We start from the raw sequence: 15,773 nt of genomic DNA, 5'->3' as shown, positions 1-15,773 counted from the left end.
TCATTAGTAATACACCCGCTGGACGGTATAGAGGTACGGGCTGACATACCCTTGCGGGTCAATAGCACGGATGCCGAGGCGATATTTCCCGGGGGCAACACTATTGCCGTCGTCGGCTTTTGCGTCCCACACCAGTTGCTGACTCCCCGCAGCCACATTGCTGAATATCTGCCGCCGAACCAGTGCACCGGTATCGATATCGCTGACGCGAAGTTCAATATCGGCAGGTTTATTCAGTGAGAAAGACAGATGACTGTTGCCATCGCTGGTTTCGGTATGGGTATTCGGTACCACGATAGAAGGCTGTGCCTTAAAGCTGTTCAGCACCGGGCCGGAGGACAAAAAGATGGTATTATCCCCCATCGAATATCCCCAAATCCCAAACAGGAACTTGTTCGAAGAGGTCGTCACAACCGGCTTGCCATCATCGCCCAAACCACTCCACACGATGCGGTGCTTGCCTTTACCCAGCGGTTCACGGTTTTTAAAGGTCACCAAGCGGGTATTAGTATTGAATAACCCCATAAACGCCGTCACCTCAGAAGGCTTGTTCAGCGTAAACTCAATCACCAAAGGTTTGTTGTTATAGGGCTCAAAAGTGCTGGGGATCCGGCTGCGACTGGGGTTATAGGCCGCGCCACTGGTTGAAGGACGTAAATCAAAACGCACAACCCTGCCGTCTTTGCGATAGTTCAGCACGGCATAATAATCGCCCTGTGGCAGTGGCTGTCCCTGAGCATCCAGTCCATTCCAGATATCTTCATAAGTGCCTGCCTCCCTCTCCTGCCAGGGAACAAGCGTACGGACGATCTGACCCAGGCGATCTTCAATTTGCACCGTGAGGTACAGATTGGCACTAATGACGGTTTTCACCCGAGCGGCCTGCCCGGCTGTCGGATCGATACTGTTGCCAATAATGCTCAGACTCAGACTTTCCTGCACAGTGACCTGCTGAACATCTTTGGCACTGCTGCCGTCACTGAACTGCACCGTCAGCGTGGGGAAAAAGGTTCCGGCACTTTTGTAAACCCACTGAACCGGATCCAGGGTAGAAGTGATTTCATCGGTGAGCCCATCGCCATCGAAATCCCAGAGCAAATCCTGAACAGCCACTAAATCCCTGTTGGTTACCGCCGGTGTCAAAGTCACCGTCAGCGGAGCATCCCCTGCCGGGTTATCTAGTGAAACACGGGCCGTCGGTGAGTCCGGATCCACAGCGCGAATTTCAATATTCGGTAACGCAACCCGGGTTTGTTTGCCCAGCGTATCGGTCACAGACACGGACGCCTGAAAATTGCCGACTTGCTCAAAAGTAAAGCTCACGGTTCCGGCAGTATCACTGGTCGTATCCACCTGCCCATCACCGTTAAAGTCCCACGCAACGCTCGCGATCCCCTCATTATCTGTTGCACTTGCCGTAAATTGCACAGTCAGGGGCACATGACCATTGGTTTGATTCACTGTGGCACTGACAACAGGCGCTGCATTCTCCACTTCAATGTCAATATACCCCGTATCTTTTCGACCAATGGAGTCGGTAATTTCCAATGCTGTCTGATAAGTACCGGGCATATTGAAGGTATAACTCTGGCTTCTGCCAACGGTATCCTGGCGATCGAATACCCCGTCACCATCAAAATCCCAGCGATAATAATTAATCGCTTTATCCGTTGTAATATTCGGACTGAACAAGACTTTCAGCGGAGCTTCACCGGAAGCTGGCACTGCGATAATTTCCGATTGAATCGGCACCGAAATTTCAGCGAGCAAAGAAAACTGTGCTTCTGACTGATTACCCCAGGTATCTTTCGCTTTCACAACCAGAGTAAATTCACCATCCGCCCAGGGAGAAAGCGGCTTGATGATTAAATTATCTTCCAGCCATTCCAACGCAAATTCAGTATTCTTTGTTGATGTAACTCTATAGTCTGCAGGTTCCTGAGACAGATGTGCATCTGTCACCTGTACAATCACTGGCTGATATTCATTCGTCAGCGGTTCACCTGGCTCGGGGCTGATAAGCGCTACCTCTGGCCCGGTCAAGTCTGCCTCGCCCAGATAGACCCATGGCCCCCAGGGCGATAAACTGCCTGGTTCCAGCCAAATCGTCCACCAGGCTGCGAGATAAATCTTCCCATGGAAAAATACGGCATCCCCGTGGCGATACACTTCATGGCGAGACCAGGCAGGCGGCAGACCATTGATAGAAACCGGCGTCCAAACATGCGGAGACACGTCCGGTTGTTCGCCCCGGTTCCAGAACTTCGCCAGATATAAATGCTCGTCATAGACCACCAGATCCTTTCCGCGGTAAATCTGGGTTTCCTGCCATGGGGGAGCATCAAATAATTCAACGGCTACCGCCTGACAACTCGTAAAAAATACAATTGCCAAAGCGACATAATGAAAAGCTTTCATCATGCTTCCTTAGAATGAACCTGAGGATAAATGAATAGAAAAAGCCTAGACAACGAGAGCCGCTGTTTGTTTACTTTTTAATGTGGATTATCAGAAAGGTGAGAAGCAGCAATTTGCTATGAAAATGACAACTCCATCAGTTTCTTTCAGAGGCTTGTTTGATTTGTGCGCAGTATGACGGTCAGTGAAATATCAGGAAACGTGCTGGCAATTTGCCCTGATCAACAATTATTCATTCACAAATTTGACGGACGAAACACCCACTTGCCCGTCGAATCCGGTAATGTTGACGGTCAGATAATGCACGCCCTTTGAATAATTCGAAGGCTTAAATTGCCAGGTAAAAGGGACATAACCCTGTTCTTCTTCCGAAACGAATTCACCGTCAATGAAAAAGCCGACTTCATATAAACTCTCTTCAACCAGCCCCCGATCCGCGAGAGGAATATCCACTTCAACGGTGGTCAGCTGACTGTCCGGATTTTGTTGAAGCGCCAGTTGAACCCGGGGATCTAAAGGGAGGTACTTGGGTTTGAAAAATACCTTTGAGAGTACTTGCCCCTTTCTTGTTTCCTGAATACTGGCTCGCTGATCCGCTGACTGTTCCGGATACCCCAGCGACCGACGCCACTGCGTGTAGCTGATGGATTCATTCTGCCAGGTCAGGATACTGTGTTCGGGAAGCTGATAGGCCGTGGCCATCACCGCAAAATTCGCCAGCCCGGTAAATGGAAAGACTTCAGAACGATCACGCCCGTTCCATTGAATCACATGCGTCCCGGCAGCTTTCGGCTGCCAGTTCACAATCGTTCTTAACATTGCCCCGGATTGAATACCTGCCCGCATTAATACGCGCGCTGGTTTCTCAAGCGTGATTTTCAATCGATAGGGAGACTCGATAGAGAGCGGTACATGCGCGATCACTTCCCCACCGGAACTGTCTCGCGGAGACACCGAAATCTGGGTGTTATTTTGCCGGTATCGCACCACAGGGAACCAGGCTTCGTTTGGCACTGGCTGATCCCGCATGTCCGTCCCGTTCCAGGACAGCTTGAGTACACCTGCATTTGTAGATTGCATCGGATATAACGTCTTCGCCAAATCACCATCAGGCGAGACAATATCCACCTGCAACTCAACCGCTTTGGTCACACGAATCAACACCGGGAATTGTTTATCGCGTGCAATATCAAACGTATGAGAAGTAAAGGATTCTATTACAAAAGGATGCGAATCAGCCTGAGCAAACCATGGAAACACTGTCATCATGACAATCACTAACCAAGCATAACGACTTTCCACTATTTTCACTGTGTAATCTCCAAATCCCGGATATCAAGAATATGTTCCAGCTTGATTTCAACAGCCCCGCTCGCCCCCAATCGCATCAACCGGCCCCGGCCTTCGGCCCGGCGCACGAAATAGAGCACTCCGGATGGGGACAGCGATGGCCAGAGATCCGTGCCTTCGGAATGGGTTAACTGCGTCGACCGGCCGGATGAATCCGTTTGCCACAACTGAAAATGAGTTGACGCTCTGAAGCTATACACAGTGCGTTGCTGTTGCGTATCCCAAACCGGATATCTGACGATCCCATTGTGCAGCGTCAGTTGCTTTGCGCGGTGTGTGACCCGATTTTTGAGCCAGGCTTCCTGAACAATACCGCCGCAGTCCAGCATGCAGCTCACCACACTGAACAGGAAATTTTCATCATTAAAATCGGGATCAAAAATTTTTCCAAGCTGCTGATGAATATCAGAAAAACGCTGTTGCCGGGATTGCCATACAGTCAACGCTGTCCGTTCACTTTTCCGCTCAAACAACCGAATGGCAATCAGCGACTGACCTTGTTCACCAAGCCGGATTTGCGTAAAAGCATCCGCAGCATCACTGGGTACTAAAGTGTTCGTGACGGCGTTTTGTCTGTCCGATATCGTGCCGTCCGCACGGATAAATACCATGCGATTTGCTGACGGCGACCAGGTGAATTCCCGGGGTTCGGTTAAGTCACTGACTCGCTCAGGCAGACCATTTTCATCCACAGTAAATGCCCGCCAGCCTTCGGCTGTCAGACCAATAAACGACATTCCGCGGGGTAATAAATCCTGTGCTAGGCTCAACGACGGTAGCCACAGAGCAACAAGGAAGATGAGCCATGCCTTCATCCTGTACTGGCCCTTCGCATCGGTTTCGGACGAAGCAATAACCTTCGGAGAATACCGAGACCAATCAGTATCATCAGCACAATCAACACCATCTGTATGATGGGATGACGCGACTCCGTCCCGATCGTCAACGCATGCCAGGCCGCCAGATAAAACGCTGGAATCGCAAACCGGTGACCCCATTTTTGCAATGTCCCGGACAGCCAGATTCTGGCAAAAACAGCCGACAAAATCAGAATCAGCGCAACCAGCCCTACCGTAATTCGCGCGTGGTAATAATCGTCAATATCCGGCAGTAAAAAATGGCCTGTAAAATGACCGCTTCTGAGTGAGGTTGCCGCAATAAAGCCACTGACATGCAGCAAGATCATCAGGAGCACACTTGCCCCGACCCAACGATGCACCTTTTGCTTGTTTGCAAAACTGAATTTGACGTGAAATAGTCCGATGAGCGCCTGAACACCAAAAAGGAGCAGAGAAATCAACGCCGCCAGTTTAGACAGGACGTAAAACCCCTGACCAGCAGGGACGACATCAGTGAAATACAGAAACGGATTGCCGGTATTTTTGCTCCATACGATCAGTGGCAGAAACACGACAAACAACGTTACAAAGAGACATTGCACCCGATTGATTTTCAACATCACCGCTCCCTGGCTCATGGTTAATTTTCAGTTGGGAGTCCGGCGGAACGCCAGCCGTTTAAACCCGCAGGTTCCATTAAAACAACATTCTTAAGCCCTTTATTCCGCAGTGCTTTTGCTGTTTCAAAACCACGGAAGTCTTTCAAACAATACGGGACAACATAGCCATAGCCTTCCATATATGAAACATTAAGCTCATTGATTTCTCGCAGTGGAATATTTATTGCGCCCGGAATGTGCGACTCTGCATATTCATCCGGTTCTCGGGTATCAATGAACAGTACAGCCCCTTCACGTTGTGCTTTAGCCAGCACCTCAACCTTTTCCTGAGTCACACCATGTGCATATTCAGCGCTGAACCAGTTTGCCTGCACCTGAAAAGCCAGTAACCCGAATAAACATACAAAAAACCGCATTGCCAATCCTTTGCACAAAATCATTATTGAAGAACATAGAAAAAGATATGCAACTCTGCTGATTACAACCAACAAAGTTCGGCCTGGCCGGCAGTTGAACTATTAAACTGTGGGCACCCTCTAAATCATGGAGTGATAACAAACAAATCAGTTACAAACAGCGTTCATGTGTTTGTTCACAGATCATGATTGACGAACTATTGTTCTCCTCCCGGACAAAACGTGATCTCACTATCCATTTTCAACTTGGCTAACAGCGCATTGGTGAAATTTCGTGATCCAATAATCAAAAAATTACTCTTGATCCTATTTTTTTGAATCCCCCCCTACAAAGTGTGATCCACACACTCAGCCCCCCTGCTACTCCATAAATCAGTAGCTTCAGGGAGGATGTTACGCCTTTATTGCAGGCGCAAAATAAAAACATCCGTTACGGACGCAATCCTTCTCAAAAAAGCACTAGGATTAATTTCAGCAGTGTGAAAGTTGACTGAAGGGCGCGCTAATCAGGGTGAGCATTACCTGTACCTGAGCATTCTGATTACTGCATTCGGCGGAGCCGAAAGCAAACATGATAATAAAAACGCATCCATCAAGGAGTTAAGCAATGAAACTGAACAAAATCTGCCTGACAGCTGCTGCCGTCTCCGCGGCACTGATGTCTGCCGCTGCTTATGCAGAAGTGGACTTTCACGGTTATATGCGTGCGGGTGTTGGTGTGAGCGGTGAAAACGGTTCAACTGTCGCTTATGAGAAAAATAAAGTCGGTCGTCTGGGCAATGAAAATGACGTTTATGGCGAACTGGGTCTTGGCAAGGAAGTGTACAACGAGAATGGTAAAAGTTTTTATCTAGACTCAATGCTGGCAGTCACCTCCAATGGCTCAAATGACTGGGAAGGGACATCACCTTCTTGCGAAGTCGATAGTAATGACCCATCGAAAGTAAATTGTAAAGATGATTTCACTGCTGCACTGCGCCAGTTCAATGTGGTGGCGAAAGGTTTCATTGCAGGCGATCAGGATGCCGCTGTTTGGGCAGGTAAGCGTTTCTACCAGCGCCACGATATCCATATTTCTGACTTCTACTACTGGGACACTTCAGGCGCCGGTGCCGGTCTGGAAAACCTGAGTGTAGGTCCGGGTAAAATGTCTGTGGCTGTGATTCGTGATGATTCCGGCGAGGTGAACGTCAACAACTTTGATCTGCGTTATGCCGGTCTGGGTCTGTGGAACGATGCCAGCCTGGAGCTGGGCGTGAACTACGGCTTGGTCAACGCAACTGACGCTCAAGATGCAGCCAGTGATTTCAACGACGGTGTAATGCTGACAGCAGAGCTGACTCAGGGCGGATTCCTGGACGGTTTCAATAAAACTGTGCTGCAGTTTGGTACCGAAGGTTACGGTGAGCAAATGGCCGGCCTGGGTGCGGGTCACTACTTCAATGCCACCTCAAATGATGGTGCGCAGGGTTACCGTCTGATCAACTGGGGCGTTATTGCACCCTCTTCAACCTGGGAAATTGGCCACCAGCTGATTTACGCAAACACCAGCTACGACAGCAAGGATGACCACACTATCATTAGTGCCGTTATCCGCCCTGAGTACAAGTGGAACGACAACGTAAAGACTATCTTCGAAGCCGGTTACTATGACGAAGACAATTCTGGCGTCGACAAATCTGGCAGCAAGCTGACTATCGCTCAGGCTTTAACGGCAGGACCAAGCTTCTGGGCACGTCCTGAACTGCGTTTCTACGCCAGCTACCTGTCTGATTACGATAACGACAATGCCTTCGGCACTGGTAACGATACTGAGTACAACATTGGTGCTCAGGTTGAAGCCTGGTGGTAATCAAACACTGATACCGTGTGTTAAAAACAGCCAGTCGCTATTGACTGGCTGTTGCTTTTCAGGGAATTACAAACTTGTCTTTCATGCAGCATACCGACATTGGCTTTGGCTCCACACTCACCAGCGAAGGGTGCCATTTTCGTTTACATAGCCCGGATATTATTACTTTAGAGGTGGTGTTATTCGACAAGGAAGGCATTGCCACTGCGCGTCATAGTCTTGAGCGCCAAGAGAGTAATAGTTGGCATGTTTTCATTCGGGGTATCGGTGAAAATACCGGCTATGCCTTTCTTGTGACTACAGCAACTGGCCCTTCAGCGCAATGGCTGCTTGATCCCCATGCACACAGGGTGCAGCACCAACCAGCATCCCATCCGGGCTCTGATCTGGTTACTAACCCTGAATGGATAGCCTACACCACTTGCCATGATTTCGACTGGCAAGGGTGTGAGCGGCCTGCAATTGCTCCGGAGAAAACCATTCTGTGCGAAGTGCATGTGAAAGGCTATACCAAGGCCAACCCGGATCTTCCCGCCAATCTGCGCGGCACTTATTCAGGTCTGTGCCACCCTGCAACTTTGGCCCATTTCAGACAATCAGGCATCACTTGCCTACAGCTAATGCCAATTGCCGCAAAAGCGGATGAAACGCACCTCTCTGCCAAGAGTCTGACCAATTTCTGGGGCTACAACCCTATCGCATGGTCTGCACCGGACGAACGCTTTGCCTCAACCGATCCGGTGCGAGAGTGTAAAACCATGATTCGCACCCTGCATGCCCATGGCATAGAAGTCATTCTCGATGTGGTGTACAACCATACCGCCGAAGAAGGGGATGGCGGCCCGGTATTTCACTTTAAAACACTCGACAGCCATAGCTATTTAAAGGATGAGCTGGGGCAGTTCAAAAACTATACCGGCTGTGGCAATACTCTGGATGTCAGCCACCCGCCCATGTTGCAGGCGATATTGCAGTCATTGCGTAGCTGGGTACTGAATTATCAGGTAGATGGGTTTCGGTTTGATCTTGCGACGACACTAGGCCGACGCCAGAGTCATTTTTCGTCAGAGTCTGCTTTCTTTACTGCCATACATAATGATCCGGTGCTCAGCAACGTAAAACTGATTGCCGAGCCCTGGGACATAGGGCCGGATGGCTATCAGTCAGGCGCTTTTCCGGCCGGCTGGCATGAATGTAACGACCAGTTCCGGGACAATTGGCGAAGCTTCTGGTTGCATAACGCCCCTGGTTTTGCGGTTGCCCCTCACCTGTTGGGCTCGCAAGCACAGTTTCCTGCCCAACACTGGCCGCAAAAATACAGTATTAATTACATCTGTTATCACGACGGATTCACCCTGCAGGATTTGGTGTCATTCAATGACAGGCATAATCATGCCAATGGCGAAAATAATCGGGACGGCCATCCTGATAACCGATCCAATAATCAGGGGACAGAAGGTTTAGCTGCAACAGCCGCCATTCAAAAAAGACGGGAAAAGCAAAAACGCAACCTGATGACCAGCTTATTGTTCAGCCTGGGTATTCCCCATCTGTTAGGTGCTGACCTGCACTCGCACAGCCAGCAGGGAAATAACAATGCTTATTGTCAGGACAATGACACCAGTTGGGTAAACTGGGCACTCTCCAGTGAAGAGTACAAGTTCAGAAGTTGGCTGCAGTCACTGATTCAGCAACGTCAGACTGTCATGCCAGTTATCATGAAAGCAATGACAGGCAAGACGTCTGCACCAGCCACGATTAGCTGGCTGACTCCCACAGGAACACCTATGGATGACCAGAATTGGGCCATGCGCCAGCCTTTTTCCTGTCTGATTCAGGCCGACGAAAATAACGCCCTGTTTTATCTGTTCAACCCTGATGATTATCCGGTACGCTTCTGCTTGCCATCGTCACTGCACAGCTGGACTTGCCTGGTTGATACCGCCGAGGATCAGCTGGCTGCTCGGAATATTCACCAGTCAGACTGCCTGGTCCGGCCCGTTTCTATGGTGATCCTCATTCCGACATCCGAAAACACAGGCAGTCGTCTTATCTCCTAAACTTAGGGTCTTGTATAAACTTCAGGCACAGACTTGTAACCCCGCCATAACAATGATAATAATTATCATTAAAGTTTATTAAGTGTGGAGCGATTGATGAGCAGATCCAGTACGCTGTACCGACAGTTCTTTCTGGCAGAAGAGCGTTTTCTGAATCACCCTCTTATCCCAGGGTTCGAACAGGATGTCATCGTTGACATGACGCAGGCCGGAATGAATCTGGCAGCGTACTACGGGCAACAGAACGCATTGCGCAACCCTCTGCTTCAGGAGCTGTTTCTGAGGCGCGTCTTCTTTCATTTGTGCAACAGTGTTGAAGATAAACACCAATCCCGTGTTTTTCGCCGTATTTGCCTGGATTATCTGCATTGTCCCTTGCTCGCTCTGAAAAAATGTTATGGCGACAATCACGTCAGTAAATTCCTGTCTCTGAAACAAAGCCTTCTACAGTTACATCATTCCTCCGGATTATAAGGAACCACGGAAATGACGATATCCTACCGCATTGAAAAAGACAGCATGGGCGAAGTGAACGTCCCGAAAGATGCACTTTATCAGGCGCAAACCCAGCGAGCCGTGAACAACTTTCCCGTCAGCGGGCTGACAATGCCTGTCCAGTTCATTAAAGCCCTGGCATTTGTGAAACAAGCGGCCGCAAGAAGCAATCTCGACCTTGAGCTGCTGGATTCAGACATCGCCCATGCCATTATCGACAGCTGTCAGGAAATCATTGATGGTCACCACCTTGACCAGTTCCCGATCGATGTGTTCCAGACCGGCTCAGGAACCAGCTCCAATATGAATGCCAACGAAGTCATCGCCACGCTCGCGTCAAAGCGTGCGGGTCAAGTTGTTAGCCCGAATGATCACGTCAACATGGGACAGAGCAGTAACGATGTGATCCCAACTACGATTCAGGTCAGCGCTGCGCTGGCATGCCACGAGCAATTGCTGCCAGCGATGGCGCATATCTGTCATACCCTAGATGAGAAAGCCTCTGCTGTCGGCCATATCGTCAAAACCGGCCGGACACACCTGATGGATGCCATGCCGGTCACGCTGGCGCAAGAGTTGCTTGGCTGGAAGACGCAGCTCGAAAAAGCACGCCTGGGCATACTGCATAGTCTGGACAATGTTTCAGCATTGGCTCAGGGGGGAACGGCAGTCGGCACCGGGATAAACGCCGATCCGGCATTTGCGGCCGTGTTTGCCAATAACCTCTCAGTGTCGGCAGAAATTCCGTTTACCAGCAGCGATAACTTTTTCTACAATCTCAGCAGCCAGGACGCTATCGTGAGCCTGTCGGGTCAGTTGAAAACCGCCGCTGTAGCTATGATGAAAATTGCCAATGATCTGCGCTGGATGAATTCAGGCCCTCTGGCTGGCCTGGGAGAAATCGAACTCGAAGCGCTGCAGCCAGGTTCATCCATCATGCCGGGTAAAGTGAACCCTGTGATACCTGAAGCCGCGGCTATGGTTTCCGCCCAGGTGATTGGCAACGACAGCACTATCACAGTGGCCGGTCAGTCCGGGAATTTTCAGCTCAATGTGATGTTACCTGTTATTGCCTATAACCTGCTGCAAAGCATTGAACTTTTGTCGAATACTTTCAACCTGCTGGCCGATAAAGCCATTGCCAGTTTCAATGTACGGGAAGATAAACTGCAGGAAGCTCTGGCGAAAAACCCGATTCTGGTAACAGCGCTCAACCCGGTTATTGGCTATTTGAAAGCGGCTGAGATTGCCAAGAAAGCCTACAAAGAGAACAGAGATATTCTGGATGTCGCGGAAGAGGAAACCGATTTGTCGCGGCAGGAACTTGAACGTTTGCTTGACCCGCAAAAACTCACCACAGGCGGTGTTGCTCATTAACACAAGCATTAAGCATTAATGCCTTATCGTCACAAAACGGCGTTCAGCATCATAATTGTCAAGGGTTAGCCTCAGCTGACCCTTGACAATAAGATCTCTGAAAGCAGCTGTGGCCGCCCCAGATAAAAGCCCTGGATATAATCAGCATTAAGCATTCTGGCCACTTTCAAACCTGCTGCGTTTTCTACCCCTTCAATCAGCAGCTTTGCGCCAAGCTCCCGGCCAAGTCCTACCACTTTACGTAAAGGTGACTCTTGACCAGAGAGAAAATCCGCCAGCAGTGAACGATCCACTTTAATGATGTCGGGCCGTAAAAAGCGAGCACGGCATTCAGATGATGCTTTAACGCCATAATCATCCAGAGCGACCTTCATACCTTGTGCCCGCATTTGCTGCAATATATCTAACAGCTCTATATTGCTGGTGCAATCGTGTTCCAGTAACTCAAAAAACACCTGTTCGGATTTCAATCCTAACGCTTTCAGGCGCTGATGAAGCAGTGCTGCCGGCACATTTTTGCTGTGTATCAGCAAGGCATCTGGCACCATATTGATAAACAAGGTGTAAGACGCGAAAAACTGAGCAAAGTTTTTCACATGAATCACTCTGGCCAACCTGTCCATATTGACCTGATCGATTTCATCGTAGTATTCAGGGGCGAAAAAAGGTTCAGTGTTTAACTCGTCGCCGCATTCATTAAACACCCTTACCAGCGCTTCAAACCCGAAAAGGTCACCATTCATCTGGTGAATGGGCTGGAAAGCCGTCTTCAAATGATAAGTATCATACACAGCACTGTAACTGCCATCAGCCTCTGTAGTTAAGTACCTGTTAATCTCATCCAATGTGGCAATAATCTCACTCACACGTCATCTCTTCATATGAAAACGGGAAGGCATACACTTAGCGGATCGCATGTTATGGCCTGCGCCGCTAAATAAAAAATGCCGAATATATAGATATTAACGACCAGAAACTGTCTTAACGTTGAGACAGAATAATTTTATGCGATATTCCTCAGGAAAATGTCACAAAAAAGTTAAATCTATGTATTCCACGCATGTTTCTGACTTCAAAACGACACCTGCCTGAAACATTAGTGTCATTATTTACACCTAACCTGTGCCACTAGATCCAATGAAAAGGAAAAACACGTTGCTATCCAACACACAACCCATAACTAAATTGCCTAACCTTGCCATCTTCGACTTAGATGAAACGCTTATTGCCGCTGATTCAGCTTCACTGTGGGTCAGGTTTATTGTCAATAAAGGACTGGCATCGCCACTTCTTATTGAGCAAGAACAAAACCTGATGAAAGATTACGCGAAAGGCAGCATGGATATGCAGTCATACATGATTGCGACATTAGCGCCCATTGCAGGTATGAGCACCGATGAGCTGACACCGTTAATCGAAGAATTCGTTCAGACATGCATTCGCCCTGCACTGTTTCCGGCCGCAATTGAACGAATTGACTGGCATAAACGCCGCGGTGATACCGTCATTATTATTTCTGCAACCGGCGAACATCTGGTCAATCCGATTGCTAAACTGCTGCTGGTCGATGACGTACTGGCTATCAACCTTGAAACCCAAAACAACACCCTGACAGGGAATACAGTCGGCACCTTAAGCTACAGAGAAGGCAAAGTGGTTCGGTTGGAAGCCTGGCTGGAAGCGCACGCCAGCTCGTTTAATGCGCTGTATTGTTATACCGACTCGATTAACGATCTGCCTCTGCTCCAGGCTGTTGATCATCCTTTTGCTGTGAATCCTGATCCGGCTCTTGCATTACATGCACAAATGCAGGAATGGACCATAATGAACTGGCATCACGAAAACGACATTCAACGATAACCCTTCTGTAAGCCTGTTTTTGCTATTCAGCCCTTAAATACAGAGGGCTGAAATATCTTCTTACTCTTTTTCGAGCTTGTTCAATTTCTTTGACCAGGTTGTTCAAGTTAATACACTGATTTTTGAAATATTTACCACTAGAATAGGTAGGTAGTTTTTAATCAGGGTACCCAAGTACATGAAAAAAGCAGTCAATCATTATGATTGGGTTTCAGTAACCCTCCACTGGGCAAGTGCTGTTGTCATCATTGGGCTATTTGCTGTTGGCCTGTGGATGGTGGATCTCAATTACTATTCATCCTGGTACACAGTTGCGCCCCACTGGCATAAGTCAGTAGGTTTAACACTGGCAGCTGTGACCTTGTTCCGACTGCTATGGAAAACAGTGAAGCAACAACCCGCTATTGAAGGAGCTACTTGGGAAAAAGCACTCGCCAAGCTGGCACACTTGGTCATTTATGTTCTGTTGTTCGGTTTATTCGTCAGTGGTTATCTCATTTCAACGTCGGACGGACGTGGCATAGATGTATTTGACTGGTTAACCGTTCCTTCAATGGGTGAACTCTTTCCGGATCAATCCGACGTGGCAGGCGAAATTCATGAGTACCTCGCCTACACCTTAATCGGATTAGCTACCCTACATGCGGTGGCTGCATTGAAACACCACTTTGTTAATAAAGATAATACCTTAAAGAAAATGTTGGGAGTTAAGGAAAAATGAAGAAGCATCTTACCGCGTTGAGCCTGGCTGCGGCCCTAGTTTTACCTGGCATCGCAAATGCTGCCGATTATGCCATTGATAACAAAGGCGCTCACGCCTCAGTTAACCTGAAAATCAGCCACCTCGGCTACAGCTGGATTAAAGGACGTTTCAATACCTTTGATGGTACTTTCAGCTATGACCCTGAAAACATTGCCGCGTCAAAAGTGGCTGTGAACATTGATACCACCAGCTTTGATTCCAATCACGCGGATCGTGATAAGCACGTTCGCAGCGAAGATTTCCTGGAAGTGAGCAAGTATCCAAAAGCCACCTTTACCAGCACCAAAGTCACTGACAAAGGTAACGGTAAACTGGCCATCGATGGCAACCTGACACTACACGGCCAGACAAAACCTATCACGATTGATGCTGAGTTAGTCGGTGAAGGCAAAGACCCATGGGGTGGTTACCGCGCTGGTTTCATGGGCACAACCCGTGTTGAGCTGGCTGACTTTGGTATCCAGGTGATGGGCACTTCCAGCTACGCAGACATGGAGCTGCATGTCGAAGGGGTTCGTCTGTAATCCAGACTTCACTGTTACTTCAAAAATCCGGCTTTTTATGCCGGATTTTTGATTTTGTATTTCAGCATTCTGTGTTCTTCAGAACATGGCTATCCCTAACGCACGCTTCACATCATGCAGCACATCCTGACTGACTAAATTGGCTTTCTCCGTCCCTTTTTTCAGTACATCAGTCAGCATGGTTTTATCTGACAGTAACCGCTCTCTCTCCTGCCTGATGGGTGCCAGCAGCGTTTGTAAGCACTCTTCCAGTATCTGTTTCGTTTTACCATCACCCAGTCCGCCCTGACGGTACTCTTGCTTCAGTGCTCTTACGTAAGCGGTATCCGGATGAAATGCATCCAGGTAGGTAAACACCACATTGCCTTCGACTTGCCCGGGATCCTCAACCCTTAAGTGGTTTGGATCGGTATACATTGCTTTCACAGCCGCACGTATCTCTTTTGCACTTGCACCAAGCGTGATGGCCGTCCCCTGTGACTTGGACATCTTCGCTTTACCGTCCAGCCCTGGCAATCTGGGTACATTGCTGATCAAAGGGCTGCACTCCTCAAGAATGCGTTGCCCAGTAACATGATTAAAACGCCGAACAATCTCATTCGTCTGTTCAATCATAGGCAATTGATCGTCACCCACAGGAACAAGACCAGCCCGAAATGCTGTAATATCAGCAGCCTGACTGATTGGATAGGTAAGAAAACCAGCCGGGATTGCCCTGCCAAATCCTCTGGCATGGATTTCATTTTTTACCGTCGGATTACGCTCTAAGCGCGCAATAGACACAAGGTTGGCATAATACATGGCGAGCTCAGGCAGAGCCGGTAGCGAAGACTGAAGGCAGATGGTGGTCTTATCCAGCTCAATACCCACGGCAAGATAATCAGCCACTACATTCAAAATGTTTTCTGCCACCTTTCCCGGATTATGACCGTTATCGGTTAACGCCTGTAAGTCAGCGACCAGTATGGTCTGTTGATGGGTATGCTGAAGCGCGACCCGTTGCTGAAGTGAACCGGCAAAGTGCCCTAAATGCAAGGGGCCGGTCGGTCTGTCACCAGTCAGTACTTGTTCTTTCATCTGTTTTCCTCAGTGTAGTAAACGCCAGTGGCTACTAAGGAAACATTCATTCGAAAGAAATGTAGTGCGTTCATCAGCAGCCAAATGACGGCAAATGAACGTGAAAATTCAGTGCCGTTCTA

14 protein-coding genes are annotated in these 15,773 nt (G+C 48.8%); 7 read left to right on the top strand and 7 right to left on the bottom strand.

From position 1 onward, the window contains the following. Window positions 1-3: 3 nt before the first annotated feature. From L6J37_RS10510 to L6J37_RS10490, 5 genes are all read right to left on the bottom strand, one after another. The gene (locus L6J37_RS10510; RefSeq protein WP_237795017.1) at window positions 4-2,421 is read right to left on the bottom strand and encodes a FlgD immunoglobulin-like domain containing protein; all 2,418 of its coding nucleotides are present in this window, start codon (window positions 2,419-2,421) and stop codon (window positions 4-6) included. Window positions 2,422-2,646: 225 nt separating this feature from the next. Further along, complete coding sequence (locus L6J37_RS10505) at window positions 2,647-3,729, bottom strand: hypothetical protein (protein WP_237795015.1); 1,083 nt, start codon at window positions 3,727-3,729, stop codon at window positions 2,647-2,649. Continuing rightward, window positions 3,726-4,583, bottom strand: coding sequence for a TolB family protein (locus L6J37_RS10500; protein ID WP_237795013.1), 858 nt, complete (start codon window positions 4,581-4,583; stop codon window positions 3,726-3,728). The genes L6J37_RS10505 and L6J37_RS10500 overlap by 4 nt, the downstream gene beginning before the upstream one ends. Further along, a complete protein-coding gene (locus L6J37_RS10495; RefSeq protein ID WP_237795011.1) occupies window positions 4,580-5,227 on the bottom strand; it encodes a hypothetical protein in 648 nt (215 codons plus the stop codon). Before L6J37_RS10495 ends, L6J37_RS10500 begins: the two co-directional genes overlap by 4 nt. A 20-nt stretch (window positions 5,228-5,247) precedes the next feature. Further along, window positions 5,248-5,718, bottom strand: a complete 471-nt coding sequence (locus tag L6J37_RS10490; RefSeq protein WP_237795009.1) for a rhodanese-like domain-containing protein — start codon at window positions 5,716-5,718, stop codon at window positions 5,248-5,250. A 538-nt stretch (window positions 5,719-6,256) separates the two neighbouring features. Here L6J37_RS10490 and L6J37_RS10485 point away from each other — a divergent pair. From L6J37_RS10485 to L6J37_RS10470, 4 genes are all read left to right on the top strand, one after another. Then, window positions 6,257-7,495 (top strand): maltoporin, encoded by a 1,239-nt coding sequence (locus L6J37_RS10485; RefSeq protein WP_237795091.1) that lies wholly within the window; start codon window positions 6,257-6,259, stop codon window positions 7,493-7,495. Between the two features lie 83 nt (window positions 7,496-7,578). Continuing rightward, a complete protein-coding gene (locus tag L6J37_RS10480; RefSeq protein WP_237795089.1) occupies window positions 7,579-9,555 on the top strand; it encodes a glycogen debranching protein in 1,977 nt (658 codons plus the stop codon). Between the two features lie 96 nt (window positions 9,556-9,651). Next, window positions 9,652-10,029: a hypothetical protein gene (locus L6J37_RS10475; RefSeq protein ID WP_027251583.1), complete on the top strand. Its 378-nt coding sequence runs from the start codon at window positions 9,652-9,654 to the stop codon at window positions 10,027-10,029. 12 nt (window positions 10,030-10,041) lie between these two features. Further along, window positions 10,042-11,427 carry a class II fumarate hydratase gene (locus tag L6J37_RS10470; RefSeq protein WP_192016911.1) on the top strand — a complete coding sequence of 462 codons (1,386 nt, stop codon included), beginning with the start codon at window positions 10,042-10,044 and terminating at the stop codon, window positions 11,425-11,427. Between the two features lie 71 nt (window positions 11,428-11,498). On the opposite strand, the gene L6J37_RS10465 is transcribed toward L6J37_RS10470, so the two are convergent. Then, window positions 11,499-12,293 carry an EAL domain-containing protein gene (locus L6J37_RS10465; protein ID WP_237795008.1) on the bottom strand — a complete coding sequence of 265 codons (795 nt, stop codon included), beginning with the start codon at window positions 12,291-12,293 and terminating at the stop codon, window positions 11,499-11,501. Window positions 12,294-12,582: 289 nt separating this feature from the next. Here L6J37_RS10465 and L6J37_RS10460 point away from each other — a divergent pair, with 289 nt between their 5' ends. From L6J37_RS10460 to L6J37_RS10450, 3 genes are all read left to right on the top strand, one after another. Next, window positions 12,583-13,287, top strand: coding sequence for an HAD family hydrolase (locus tag L6J37_RS10460; protein WP_237795007.1), 705 nt, complete (start codon window positions 12,583-12,585; stop codon window positions 13,285-13,287). Between the two features lie 178 nt (window positions 13,288-13,465). Next, the gene (locus L6J37_RS10455) at window positions 13,466-14,008 is read left to right on the top strand and encodes a cytochrome b (RefSeq protein ID WP_237795006.1); all 543 of its coding nucleotides are present in this window, start codon (window positions 13,466-13,468) and stop codon (window positions 14,006-14,008) included. Next, complete coding sequence (locus tag L6J37_RS10450) at window positions 14,005-14,574, top strand: YceI family protein (protein WP_192016907.1); 570 nt, start codon at window positions 14,005-14,007, stop codon at window positions 14,572-14,574. The genes L6J37_RS10455 and L6J37_RS10450 overlap by 4 nt, the downstream gene beginning before the upstream one ends. Before the next feature lie 78 nt (window positions 14,575-14,652). Here the strand turns inward: L6J37_RS10450 and trpS are convergent, their stop codons facing one another. Then, window positions 14,653-15,651 carry a tryptophan--tRNA ligase gene (trpS, locus tag L6J37_RS10445; RefSeq protein WP_237795005.1) on the bottom strand — a complete coding sequence of 333 codons (999 nt, stop codon included), beginning with the start codon at window positions 15,649-15,651 and terminating at the stop codon, window positions 14,653-14,655. Window positions 15,652-15,773 lie beyond the last annotated feature (122 nt).

Source organism: Photobacterium sp. WH77, from assembly GCF_022014395.1.
Classification (GTDB): Bacteria; Pseudomonadota; Gammaproteobacteria; order Enterobacterales; family Vibrionaceae; genus Photobacterium; species Photobacterium arenosum.
The sequence above is the reverse complement of the archived record's forward strand: the minus strand, read 5'-3'. Positions and strand labels throughout refer to the sequence as shown.